Here is a 14,762-nt window from a genome sequence, read left to right as displayed (position 1 = left end):
TTAGTCATTTAAGTATATAAATGTATCTTCTTTGTGTATACTGTATTTTATCAAATTATTCAATTGTTTTAGTTTAGTTAATTTTATATGTTTTCAAATCAAATTTATACGTATAGTAAATATATTTTGCTATGTGTTTGTTATAATAAATTTGAAAGGAGGTGAAAATACGGTAAAGTTAGATAAAAAGTTAGTATTCGCATTAATTCTTTCAATATTGCTTCTGTTCTCTGTAAACAGTGCATTTGCAGCGGACAATGAAACAATATCTGATGTGGTGAGTGCTCCTAGTGAGTTAGAAGAAATAACGCAAGAACAGGTAGTTACAGAAGTGGAATCTTCTCAATCAGATGAGGGAATGCTTGAAGCAGGCAATAATGTAATTAATGTTCACGTTTACGACTCTTATAACGAAACTGGCAAAACATGGAGCGAAGACGGATTCAAGTTAGCGGGAGCTACCGTTAAGTTATACTCAAACAATACTTTGATTTCAACAAAGACAACTAACTCAAACGGTATTGCAACATTTACAGGTCTGGATTCTTCAAAATATTATCTGGAACTCACATATTCGACTTACAATCCAATCAAGTTGGATGTTAACCTGACCGGCAAAAGCGGTGTCACTCTGGATATCAATGATGTGATGTTCATTCCGGACATGCTTTTGCTTGTGGATTATGCTTCCCACAACGAAAAGGTTGACGTATTGATGAACATGTCCAAGCGTGTTGCATACATCAGTACAACTAATTTCGATGAATCAAGAGCATGGCTGGCCGAATATGCCAATTATATCCACATTGACATGTTTGCTGAAAACTCAGCATACAACAAGTTCACCGCATCATATTTGAAGCAACTGTTAGCTGTTTCTCCAGCTAATGCAAAATATAGGGTTGCATACACATTCGGTACATACACCCAACAGATAATGAATGCGACCGGAATACATATCATTGGGGCAAGCGCTCAAAACAATACATATGACACAGTTGAAAACACCTACATCGGATCATATTTCCAGGCTGAAGATATCCAGGACTCCGACGTGCTGTTGACCAACATGAGAAATTATTTCGATTATGTATGTTATCTCATAGAGCCTTCAAAATATTCCAATCCGACATTGACTGATGCCGGAATCCCATTGATGAGCCCTGAATGTGGTTTTTACCATCCTGACCTTGGAATGTACACTCTCGTGCCTGAGCCAAGCTTAATCCATCAGTGGATTACAGCCAATCCGGGATATTCCAAAACACAGGACGGCAGTTTGAACTGGATGAAGGAAGAATATGAATATTGGGTTGAACACACACTAAATCCACAGGATCTGTTCAACAGATTTGAAAACGACTTCAAGAACAAGTTTAATCCGGATAAGAAATTGATAGCTATCGCTACTTACTATTGTGGTGGAGATGTTGTAGATTCTTTGATTAGAAGCTATGCAGCAAGCGGTAGGCCTGCTTTTAATGTCTTTAAGACAAGTACCACCCCTTCCATGTCTTCTATATTAAATAGAATTACAAGTTCCTCAAAAATTGGAATCTCTACAATTACTTCATTATATAGTTGGTCTTTAAGTTATGCAAACGGTTCTGCCGAACCTGATTTATCCGATATAGACATTGCTGTTCTTAAAGGGGTCAACGAAATATCTGAATACAGCTACAACAGTGAATTGGGTCCTCAAGTCGAATGGACATACGCCGTTACCTACCCAAGTTTCGAAGGGGTTTACGGTCCTGTAATCCTATCCTATGTCGACGGTGAGGGTAAGACCCATGTCATCCAGTCCGGTGTGGACAAGATGGTCAAGCTGAGCTGCGGATGGGCAGACTTAAAGGATTTGGACAATTCCGATAAGACAATTGCAATCGTATTGTACAACTATCCGCCGGGTAAGGCCGAAATTGGGGCATCATACTTAAACGTAACCCAATCAACCTATGACTTGATTGTAAAGTTATATGAACAAGGCTACGATACAGGTGGGGACATCAGGCAAATCATGACCGCACGCGAACTCGAGGACATCATCTTCAAGATGGGTAACAAGGGTTCATGGGCTTACGGTTTGCTAAGACAATATGTTGAGGACAACTACGATGCATTGGTTGAACACCATCAGCTCATATCCACAAGGGACTTCCGTCAACTGATCAGGGACATTCCTCAAAACCTCATTAAGAACATGACTGATTACTGGGGTTCAGGTTTGGGTCCGTCAATGGTATACAACGGAACCGATGAGCAGTACATGGTCGTCCCGGGAATATGGTTCGGTAAGGTATTCATTACATTCCAGCCAAGTAGAGGTTGGGAAGAGCTTAAGACAGTGGAAAATTACCACGACTTGACACTTCCTCCAACACAATACTACGTTTCATTCTATAAATGGCTGGACAAGACCGCAAAGGTAAATGCAATAGTCAACATGGGAACTCACGGTACCCTCGAATGGCTGCCTGGAACAAATCTTGGTGCTGTTGAAGGGGACTGGACTTTTGAGTTGACATTAAACCCAACATTGTATCCATATATTGTATCAAACCCTGGGGAAGCTATGGTTGCAAGAGACAGGATTGCGGCATTGCTGATCACTCACATGACTCCTGCAATGGTCACTTCCGGATTATATGGTAATTATACAGTTTTAAATAACTACATCAATTACTATAAGGACCAAGTAAACCTTAACGTAACCTCAAATGCAGAGGAATATAAGGCTAAAATACTCAAATTGGCTCCTACATTAGGTTTCAGAAACTTCACAGGTGAAAATGAAACCTTCCAGCAATGGATAGATGACTTGCACTTGTACCTTGAAGCAATGGAGGATGATTTCATCACTTACGGTCTGCACACTCTCGGTAAGATCCTGACCGGCGATGAACTTGTTGAGGAAGTTATTACAATCACAACTTCACAAACCAAAATCTACAATCAAATCATGGAATTCCTATACCCTGAATTTGCGGGAAAAACATTCTATGGTGATGTTCAAGGCAATTTGAACTACCTTGTTGAGGCAGCTGCAATCAAACAGTTCCTGATGGATTATGTTAGGGATTTGGTAAACGGTTCATCAATCGATGAGTTGGCCGTAAAATATGAGATTCCTATTGGTTCAGCATTATATAACTCAACACGCTATGCAGAGCAAGTGATTATCAATATTCAGAACAACAATGAATGGAATGCAATCTTCACAGCTTTGGAAGGCGGATATGTGAAATCCGGTTTGTTTGCCGATCCTTCATATGGGGATTCAATCCCGACAGGTTATGACGGATATGCATCCGACCCGACAAGAATGCCTTCCGAGTCAGCTTACGAGTCTGCAGTCAAGATCGTTGACTTGTTGCTCAGTGAATATTACGAAAAACATGGCTCCTGGCCTGAATTGACTTCATTGATCCTATGGGGAACAGAAATTTCAAGAACTGAAGGAATTGGTGTTGCGGAATTCCTATACTTCCTTGGTTGTAAGCCGGTATGGCTGGACAACGGTAAGGTTGTTGGAGTGCAAATGCTCCCATTAAAGGACTTGACCGTGAAATTGTCCAACGGAAGCGTTGTAAACAGGCCAAGAATTGACGTATTTGCAAGTATCGTTACAAGCAATAAGGATTGGTTGACCTGGATGCTGACCGCCACAAAACTTGCGGCATTCGCACCTGGGGAAAATGAAACCAACAACTATGTGATTAAGCATTACAACGAGAATCCTTCACTTGACAGGTTATTCGGTCTTCCGGGTAATGTATTGGAAGGAACAGGTATGTCAACTCTCATTCCGAACACAGCGGACTGGGACATCAACACAGTAAATGAGTTTGCAATGGACGTTTATCTTTCCAGGGTGTCATACTCATGGACTATTGACGACCAAGGCAATTTGGTAATCACCAATCAAAAGGAAAACTTCAAATATCTGCTTAACAAGACAGACTTGATTACTCAAAACTTCGACAGTACATGGAGACTCTTCGATTCAGACGATTACTACGACTGGTTTGGAGGATTGTACAATGCGGCAAGCGTATTGAAAGATCAATCCGGTCAATCAAGACCAGACACTTCATTTGTAGACATCAGAAGCAAGAACAATTATGTCTCAAGAACATATGAAGAGGAAATCGAATTTGAAATCAGATCAATGCTCCTGAACCCTAAATATTACATGCCTCTTGTCACTGGTGGAGGTACTGGAATGAACTCCTATGCATCAAGAATCCAGAACATGTTCGGTGGTTTGACTGTAGCAAACGACAAGCTCGGCACTGAAGTGGGTAATCAGCTGGCCAACGAATTGTTGGGCATGAACCAATACATTGACGGCGCAACAACTTCAGCGGGATATCAGACATCCCTTGCATGGATGATGTATTTGGCAGACCAAGGAACCTGGCAAACTGATATGAAGACTTTCAAGGATTTGGCTAACGAATATATAAATCAAGTGAAACAGTACGGTGTTGCATGTTGTCACCACACATGTAAAAACCTGGCATTCAACGCCAAAATCATCCAAATGAGTTCTTTGACTCCTGCTGAAAAACAAGAGTTTGCAGAAATCCTGGCACAGGCTACCAATACTGACCCATTATATCAAATGCCTGAAGACGACACAAGCTCCAATCAAGAGGGAGGAGGATCTCCTAATGGTGCTGAAAACGGAGGCAATGATAATTCAAATGCGCAGGAATTGGTAAACGGAACATCCAATGAGAAAACAAGTAGTGAAAGTGGTGGAAAGACTGCTGTTGGTGCTGACGCTTCACAAAGCGGAGATGCAAAATCAGCCAGTGAATCACAAACTTCACAAAGTTCCTCATCCGATGGTGCAGGAGACTCAGGTGCTAAAGCATATGAGCTGTCCGATAAGTCAGCTGCAAAATCAGCTAGTGCCACCGAGTCAAACATGCCAATATTTGTTGTTATTGCGGTTATTGTATTGATTGCAATATTCCTCCTTGGATATTGGAGAGATGATGATGAAGATTATGATGATTATTAATTAATCATCAACTTTTTTTTATTTTTTTGAATTTTAGAAATTTTTAAATATACTTTATCTCCAAACATAATAATAGTATAGATTATTTATGTAAGAGAGGTATATTATGATTAAAAAAATTAATTTTATATTAGTTTTATTATTACTTTTAGTATCTATCGGTGCTGTAAGTGCTGCTGATGATTTAAATGATACTATTGCAAGTGATGATGGAGCTATTTTAGAGGATGTCCCATCGGAAGATGTTGTGGCTTCTAATGGGGAGGATATTGTATCTACTAATTCTCACAATGTCACTAAATCAAATTATTATAATTATTTTGATGCATCTACAGGTGAATTAAAGGATTCTTCTGCAAGTGAAGGAGATACAATTAATCTTGAAGGCGATTTTTCAAATTTAAAGTTTGTTTTTAAAAAATCAATAAATGTTGTTGGAAAAGAGGATGTCAGATTATCCAATTGTATGTTTACATTTTCTGATGGAGCTTCCGGAAGCTCTATTTCAAAATTGAACATTTTTAATACTAAAGAAACAACATATGGTATTTTTTTAAATGGTGTAAGCAACTGTATTATTCGGGACTGTTTTATTAACAATACCGGAGCTTCATCTTATGCAGTTTGTATTGCAAATAGTGCTAATTACAATAATGTCACTAACAACAATTTAAATGCATATGGAATTACTTACGGTCATGGAACTCGTTCAACTCCTCCATTGCTTGTTAGTGGAGCTCATTACAATTATATAGCAAATAATCAAATCGGTTGTGATGATGCAAATGCAGTTTACTTATCAAGCTACTCTGGAGGTCCTTTAAAAGGAGGAGATTCTAATTTTAATTTGATTTACAATAACACTATAAAATATCACGTTCTTCCTACTTCCTGGAGTTATGGAGTTCAATTAATGGGTTCAAATAATACTGTTGACTCTAATAGAATCATTGGAGCTTATAGGGGAGTATCTTCACAGGGTTCAGGTAACAGAATCATTAATAATTGGATAATTAATATGACTGGTGCCGATTATAATCACCCTACAATTGAGGTAGGTGGAGATATTGGAATTGTGGGAGGTACTTACTCAACTATTGTCAACAATACAATTTTAAATTCAAAAATATTGGCAAGTGGTGCGGGAATTTCAGTACTGGACCATTCTACTGTAGAAAACAATCATGTTCAAGTAATATACAGAGGAACAGGTATACATCCTCAAGGTTCTGATATACTAATTAAAAACAATAAGATTTCAACTCTTTCAGGGGCAGGAATTTTATATAACTCTCATTCTTATAACCTAACTGTCATTGGCAATAATATTACAAGCCAATCTGGTGTCGGTGTTTTAATTCAAAAATTAAGTTCAAAAAGAATGCCTGGAAACCTCACTATCGTAAATAACTATATATTCACTGGAAATACCTATGCTATTGATGCAAGGGACGCTGATGCCAATTCAAATAATGTAATAGGTCCGAATACTATTCCAAAAAATGGAGGTAATGTTACGGATCCTAATGGGGAATATGACCCTTCAAGGCCGGTTTACAATTTTAATGGAACAACCTACACAGTAACTCCTTCTAACCTATACACTGATTTCTTAGAGGAAAATGGAGCATTCAAACCGAATATTACAGATGGAGATATATTAAATTTTGAAGGCGAATTCCACAATGAAATGATTATTGTAAATAAAGCGCTTAAAATAAGTGGCCAAAATGCAATATTCTACAACACTACTTTCCAGTTATCTTCTGATAGTGTATGGCTCGAGAATTTGGTAATCAGAAACAATGAGTCTGGCAGAATAAATTGCTGGGGCGTAGTTGCCTACAGAGTATTTGGAGCAACAATTAAAAACTGTGATATTGAGGTTACCGATCCAAATGCCGCATATGCGATTTATGTTGTCGAATCAAGTAATGTTGACGTATTAAACAACAAACTATATTCCAGTGGTAATTATTTAACTTACACATTGCTCGCTCACACAGTTGAGGATTGTAATTTTGTCAATAACACTATTAAAACTGTCGGTACTGGTGTAGTATATGCTCTTTCTGGTGGTGAAACCTGTATTGATGGTAATTGCTTGGAGGGTAATTGTTTAGATGGTAACTGTTTGGATGGTAATTGCTTGGATGGTAATTGTTTAGATGGTAATTGTTTAGATGGTAATTCTTTGAATGGAAGTTGTCTTGACGGCAGTTGCTTTGATGGAAATCATTATGTCACCGGAATTTTTAGAACCTATGGAATTTTAATGATTTATGCTTCCGGAAACAATGTTATCGGAAATAGGGTTAATGTAACTTCTAAATTAAATAGAACAGTTGGCACCAATCAATCCACAAACTCCCTTGTTGGCATTGACTTGTATTATAATTGTCATGATAACACTTTCTCATCAAATAATGTCTATGTATACGGTAATGATAATTATATCTATGGAATGGGAGTCTTAGGTTATACTGAAGGGCATAACGCTCCTGAAGGTCAAGGTGCAACAAATACCAGGTTTATCAACAATCAAATCCTATTGGAAGGAACATACTTTGTTGAAGGATTTGTGATTGGTCAGGAATCTACAGATACAATAATTACTTCAAATGTTGTTAATATGCAATCTGATTGCGTAGCTTATGGTATTAATTTGGAAAAGCCACAAAATTCCAATATCACTAAAAATATTTTCAAATTAAATTCCGATGTGGTATATGGAATTGAAGCTTTCAATTCAAACAATAATAAAATCAACGAAAACAATTTTGAAATCAATGCAAAACTAGCTTATGGATTTGCAATTGGCAATTCTGTTAATAATGACATTGTTAAAAACAAAATAATAGCTAATGGAACCGGTGAAGACATTTCCTTTAACAACCATGATGTTATTCCTGAAGGAAATGCAGGAATCTATCTTGATTCCAATTCAACTGATAATAACATCATTAATAATGAAATTACCTCTAAAAAAGGTTATGCAATACTTCTAGATGAAGATGCAATCAATAATGTAATTGAAGACAATTATTTGGATTCAGAATTAGGAATAGGTGATGAAGGAGTAAATGATGCTTCAAGTAATGTTGTAAAAAATAATTATAAGTATTTAGTGAATGGTGAACTCCAAAACATCAAAATTAACTATTTGGAAGATGGAACATTTGTTTTCACAACTGCTGATAATGCTTTGGAAGGAGCAACAGTTAAATTTATAGATTTGGACGGCAATGTTGTTGGTGAGGCTATCATAACAAATGGTGAAGCAAAATTCGAATATGGTTTTGTCGACTACACTCCTGCATCATATACATTTTCAGCATTAGTAAATAAAAAATACTTTAGATTAACCGAATTCACTGCTCTTCTAAAGGTTGAAAATGGAGACTTGGATGTAGTTTTATACAATACGACCGGCGCAATGCATAGGAATGCTGAATTTAAAGCAGTAATTAAGAACATTTTAGGCATTGGCGTTGAGGGAATAACTGTTGAATTCTACATCAATGATGAGGGTTATGAAAATTATGTTGGTAGGGCCATTAGTGATGGCAATGGTATAGCTTCTCTCATTGGAGAAATACCTGAAATATATGATGATTATCCAATAATCACTGCAAAAATCATTGATCCGGATTATTTCAAATCAACTTCTGTAAATGCTAATTTAACTGCTTATAAATTAGTAGGCACAAAACTCACAGTCAATAAAAATGTTTATCCTGGCGGTGTTTTAGCCATTTTGAAAGATGCAAAAGATAATTTGTTATCTAATAAGTTGGTTTCAGTGAAAATTGGTTCAAAAACTTTTGATCTTTCAACCAATTCCAAAGGGGAAATAATCCTTCCGGTTATTTCTAAAGGCAGTTATTCAGTTTCCGTTTCATTTGCAGGCGATTCACAATATTATGATTCTAAAAATACTACAAAAATAACTGTTTTACCATCAATTGTTGAAAGCAAAAGTTACAGTGTCTATTATGGAAACACAATAAACTATAAAGTGCGCGTAAAAGGACCAGATGGAAAGTATGGCTCTGGAAATGTCGTAATCATTAAAGTCAATGGTCAAACTTACAAAGTCCAGACTGATAAAAACGGTTATGCTACAAAATCCCTTAAACTAAAAGCCGGAACTTACACAATCACTGCAGAATATAATGGGGATAAGGTTTCAAACAAGCTAACTTTCAAACCTACATTGACTGCAAAAAATATTGCTGCGAAAAAAGCCAAAAAAATCAAATTTTCAGTAAAAGTGGTTGATAAGAATGGCAAAGCAGTGAAAAATAAAAAAGTTACTTTTAAAATCAAAGGTAAAAAATACACTGCTAAAACAAATAAAAAAGGCATAGCCACTGCATCCATTAAGAATTTGAAAGCAGGTAAATATTCTATAAGTTCAAGTTATGGCGGATGCACTATTAAGAATACAATCAAAATCAAAAAGTAAAGGTTTTTAACCTTTATTTTACTTTTTTTTTAATTTTATTTGAATAACTTTTAAATATATTTAAATTTATATTATTAAGTGTAGTCAATTTACAAATATTTTTCATTTAAAATCAAGACTATATTTTAATTTAATAATTATTAAATGAGGTGGAACTATTAAGAAAAATAGTTTGATTATTTCATTAATCCTGCTTTGTTTGGTGATGTTGTCTTTAGGCGTTGCTTTTGCAGCCGATGAGGATGTTACTCTGAATGAAGCGGATGATGGAATAGCTGTAGATGAAGATGTTCTAAGCGTTGAGGATGATACTGATACGCTTAGTGCGAGTGATGAAACTGCTATTGAAGCTGACGATTCCTCAAATGTCGTTGGTGAGAGTAGCACTGTAACCAAGGATACATTTTTCGATTACTTTGACAGTTCAGGGGCGTTGACATCCGATGCTGACGAATTGATTTTTGAAGGTAACTTCACTGATTTGGAAATTAGTCAGATCATGATTGCAGGCGACCATCCGGTTAAATTCACCGGTAATGGCGCTACTTTTAATAATGTTCAATTCTGGATTGCACAAAATGGAGTAACTATTAATGGATTCAATCTTTTAACAGACAATACAAATCAACATAATAGCTTAATATATATTGGTGCTGATACTTATTTGGAAAACATAATTTTGTCAGGCAATAATTTGACTTTCATTGGGCCTGAAGGTGAAGAAGCATATGCAATTTATGCAGGTTTTGATGAAAATATGGGAAATTGTCAAATTTACGAATTGCAAATTATAGGTAACAATATTACTTATGTGGGAAATACTGATGGTGCAAAAGAAAATATAAATAATGCTATTCGTGTAGTTGGTGATGAGGAATGGTATGAACCATCTGAGGACATTACAGTTCAGGGAAATACTTTCAATATTGAATTGCCTTCAGTAAGAATCCCTCGTGGTTATTATAATGGTCCTGAACCTGTTTCTGAGGGAATTGTATTCTATTACTGTGAGGATGTAAAGTTCATCGACAATAGAATCAATCTAAAATATAATAATGTATCTGGTTCTTCAGACACAATAAATGTCATTTCTGCTCATGGTGATATGGAATATGCAATTTCAGATTCCAATGTTATCATCAAAGGAAATGAAATTAATGCTTTGGGACATTCTTACATTTATGGAGTGTTTATTTCCTCTGAAGGACTTGAAATTTCAGACAATACTTTCAACCTATCTTCAGATGCTTATTATGCTGCAGGTATCAATATTGAAGGACCTTCAAGTGACGGTTCAGTGTATAATAACACAATATCTCTTAAAGTGCCTACTACATCTGAAAATCCATATTCCGTCGGCGCAGCATATGGTATTTATTCAGAGCAAAATTTCGGCCATATTACAAATGTCACTTATAAAGAGAATACAATTGACTTAAACGGTTATTTGGCTTGTGGTATGGAAATAAGACATACTGATGCAAAGATAATTAACAACTCAATCACCTCTAATGGTAATTACACTTATGGTATTGCAGGTTCATTTTTACCGGATGGTAATAATGCAGTTGTGGATGGCAATGAAATTTATTCCTTAGGTTCAAATGTCGGTACTGCATTCACTGGTGATCCAATATTGGATACTAATTCAATGGGAATTGCTGTTTTAGGTAATTGTATAGTTAAAAATAATAAAATTTATTCTACTAGTGTAGGTATTTATGCTACAGAGGATACAGTCAGAAGCAATATCGATTTAGAAAACAACACTATTGTTGTAGAGGCTAACAGCGGCAAAGTTGATAATCATGCTATTGTTGCTGAAAAAATTAACAATTTATTTATTTTTAATAACAATGTAACATTCAAGGGTATGGTTGATAACCAATTCGAAATCGATGGCTATGACGAGTGGGGTTATCCTATTTATGATACCAGCAAGAACACTCGCACCTATGGTGTTTTCGTTAAAAATAGTAATGTTAAGATTTTTGATAATAATTTTGATATTGCCATTCCTACCTTTGCTGTAAACTGGGGCGCTACCCGTGAATCTTTCAGTGAAGGTGTTGTTTTAGCAGGTTGTGATGATGCGGTATTAAGCAACAATAATATTACAATAAGTACTAATGGTGGTAATAGCTGGGATACTATTTACGGTATTGATATTTTGAATTCCGCTAATCCAACCATTGTGGTTAACGATATAGTTCTTAATGGTGCAGGTTATTCCTATGGTATCATTATCAATGATGAACTTTTCAAAATATATGCTAATAACATTACTGTAACCTCTGACGAATATGCCTGTGGCATTGATGTTGAAGGTGCAGCTAAAGGTGAGATTGAGAACAATATTGTCACTGCTACTGCAACCAATTCCGCTTATCCGATTTACACTGGTATGGTAGCAGGTCAGGACGTAGTGGTTTCCATCAATAACAATGAAATTAAAGGTGAAGCTTACTATGTTGTTGGTTTAGAGATTGCTGCTTCAGAAGCTGATATTTATGAAAATGTTATTTATGTAGATGGTAATCATACTATTGGTATTGGAACTAAAGTTTCCCAGGTTGAAATAAAGGACAATATTGTTAATGCTTTTGCTTCAAATGTGGGAGATAATCCTGTTTGGGATAATATGAAAACTGATAACTGTGGTATTAAAGTAATTAGTGGTAATGCAACCATAACTAATAATAAAATCGCTTCTAATGCCATAGGCATCAATGCTGATTCAACAAATGATATTGTGAAAATTACAGATAATGATATTGTAGTTAATGCTAATAGTGGTAAAGTTAATAATTATGCTATTGTTGCTGAAGAAGTTGACTTAACTATTATTAATAACAATGTAACATTCAATGGTATGGTTGATAACCAATTCGTAATCATTGGCTATGATGATTGGGGTTACCCAATTTATGACTCATCCAATAATACCAGATCATATGCTGTTTTCGTTAAAAATAGTGATCTTGTAATTAGGGATAATGATTTTGACATTGCTATTCCTACCTTTGCTGTTAACTGGGGCGCTACCCGTGAATCTTTCAGTGAAGGTATTGTTATAGTGGGTTGTGATGATGCGATATTAAACCACAATAATATTACTATAAGCACTAATGGAGGCACTAGCTGGGATACTATTTACGGTATTGATATTTTGAATTCAGCTAATGCAAAAGTTGTTTCTAACGATATACTTGTTAAGGGTGCAGGTTATACCTATGCTATCATTATTAATGATGAGTATTTCGTTATTTCAGACAACAATATTGCTGTAACTTCTGATGAATATGCATGTGGTATTGATGTTGAAGGCGCTGCTGAGGGAATAATCGTTTCAAATAATATAGGCGCTACTGCTACTAATTCTGCTTACCCGATTTACTCTGGAATGAATTACATGCCGGTCACTATTACTATTCAAAAGAATAACATAACTGGTGAAGCTTATTATGTTGTAGGTGTTGAAGTAGGAGGAACCGAAGCAGAAATAATTGAAAATGATATTAAAGTAAGCGGTAATCATACTATGGGTATTGGTGCTTATATTGATGAAATAACCATTGACAACAACAATATTACTTCCAATGCTTCAAAAGTAGGCGATAAACCTGTTTGGGATCAAATGGGAATCGTTGATACTGGAGTTGTAATCAAAAAAGGTAACTTCACTATTAATGACAATGTCATTTATACCACTGGTGATTATGCAGCTGTTTTAGGTGACAATAATGGTACTATTACCAATAACAAAATGACAAGTAACGAAGGTGAAGGTGATATGACCATTATCGGATTAGGTAATATAACTTCATCTGGAAACACAGGTGTTCCTACTGATAAACTCAAAGTTGTTATCGCTGCTAGCGGTTTTGCCAAAGTTTATGGTACTGATGATTTCTTTAAAGTTAAACTTTTAGATGAATACGGTCGTCAATTGTTTAATAAAACAGTTATGGTTTCAGTTGGTGGTCAAACATTCATTAACGTTACTGATGAATTCGGTGATGCTGTATTTAACATTAATGTAGTTCCTGAAGAATATGTTGCTTTGATTAAATTTGATGGGGATGCTGACTACTCTTATAAATCTATTTATAAGGCATTCGTCATTGAGAAAGCACCATCAGTTATTACCGCTCCAGACAAATCACTTTTAGTAACTGCCACTAAATCTGGTGTAAATTACCAAATTGTCTTAAAAGACAACTCAGGTAACGTTTTAGCAAATCAAAAAGTAACTATCAACGGTAAAGAATATACCACTGATGATAAAGGTGTAGTTAATTACAAAATCACTGCTTCCAAAGCTGGAACTCAAAAGTTAACAGTTAATTTCACTGGTGACGCATATTATGCTGCATCCACCAAGACTGCAACTATCAAAATCAACAAGGAAGCAACCAAATTAACTGCTAAAAAGAAAACTTTCAAAGCTAAAGTCAAAACCAAAAAATATGCGGTTACCTTAAAAGACAGTAAAGGCAAAGCAATCAAAAAAGCTAAAGTTACCTTAAAAGTTAAAGGTAAAACCTACAAAGCAACCACCAACGCTAAAGGTAAAGCTACCTTTAAAGTTAAAAACTTAAAGAAAAAAGGCAAATACACTGCCAAAGTTAACTTTGCTGGAAACGGCCTTTACAATAAAGTTGCAAAATCAGTTAAAATTACTGTTAAAAAATAGAGATTTTTAATCTCTATTACTTTTTTTATTTTTTCATATAGATTACCCAATTCACATAACCTGTTTTTAAAATACCCCTTGATTATATTGAAGATAATCTTTACCATTAATATAGAGTCTATAATAAAATAGTGTTTACTTGCACTTTCTTTTCATTATTCGCATAGTGGGGGTGTCCGCTATTTCTCCTTTGAATTTTTTCTTAATTTAATTTTTGAAATCTATGATTTTGCCATTTTCAATTATGTAATTATCAGTCCATTTGTCAAATATGTTTATATTTATGGGTTGTTTTAGTTTTTCTTTCTTAATTTCATTTAATATTTTGTTTAGAGTTTTGTTATTGATGTGTTTGTGTATTTTTTTGATGTTGTGTGTTATTGTTGTTCGTGTCATTTCGTTATTTGCTTTTTTTATTCCTTTTGTTTTTATTCCTCTAAAATTACGTGATTCAAGTAAAATTGCGAATCCTCCTTCTGCGTATGGTCCTCTGCCTGCATATGCGTTTTGTCCGTATTCAGTGTAGTATTCATTTTTTATTTTATCTAAAATGGGGTCAAATTTCT

The 14,762-nt window shown here is 35.3% G+C and carries 4 protein-coding genes; 3 read left to right on the top strand and 1 reads right to left on the bottom strand.

All coding sequences use genetic code 11. The features are described 5' to 3' along the window. Window positions 1-205: 205 nt before the first annotated feature. The 3 genes from MBBTH_RS08385 to MBBTH_RS08375 all read left to right on the top strand — a co-directional run bounded on the left by MBBTH_RS08385 (window position 206) and on the right by MBBTH_RS08375 (window position 14,196). The gene (locus MBBTH_RS08385) at window positions 206-5,032 is read left to right on the top strand and encodes a cobaltochelatase subunit CobN (protein ID WP_116592694.1); all 4,827 of its coding nucleotides are present in this window, start codon (window positions 206-208) and stop codon (window positions 5,030-5,032) included. Between the two features lie 106 nt (window positions 5,033-5,138). Further along, on the top strand, window positions 5,139-9,500 hold the full coding sequence (locus MBBTH_RS08380) for a right-handed parallel beta-helix repeat-containing protein (protein ID WP_116592603.1): 4,362 nt from the start codon (window positions 5,139-5,141) through the stop codon (window positions 9,498-9,500). A gap of 205 nt (window positions 9,501-9,705) precedes the next feature. After that, window positions 9,706-14,196, top strand: coding sequence for a hypothetical protein (locus MBBTH_RS08375; RefSeq protein ID WP_165814050.1), 4,491 nt, complete (start codon window positions 9,706-9,708; stop codon window positions 14,194-14,196). 207 nt (window positions 14,197-14,403) lie between these two features. Here MBBTH_RS08375 and MBBTH_RS08370 read toward each other — a convergent pair. Beyond that, a partial coding sequence (locus MBBTH_RS08370; RefSeq protein WP_207773359.1) for a transposase occupies window positions 14,404-14,762 on the bottom strand: 359 nt, incomplete at its 5' end.

It is taken from the genome of Methanobrevibacter thaueri, from assembly GCF_003111625.1.
Taxonomy (GTDB): Archaea; Methanobacteriota; Methanobacteria; order Methanobacteriales; family Methanobacteriaceae; genus Methanocatella; species Methanocatella thaueri.
Note: the sequence above shows the minus strand (reverse complement) of the source record. Positions and strands in the feature narration are given on the sequence as shown.

What these genes read in the sequence shown, in the direction of transcription:
- MBBTH_RS08380 (WP_116592603.1), top strand. Translation starts at nt 5,139, where the DNA reads ATGATTAAAAAAATTAATTTTATATTAGTTTTATTATTACTTTTAGTA.
- MBBTH_RS08375 (WP_165814050.1), top strand. Translation starts at nt 9,706, where the DNA reads ATGTTGTCTTTAGGCGTTGCTTTTGCAGCCGATGAGGATGTTACTCTG.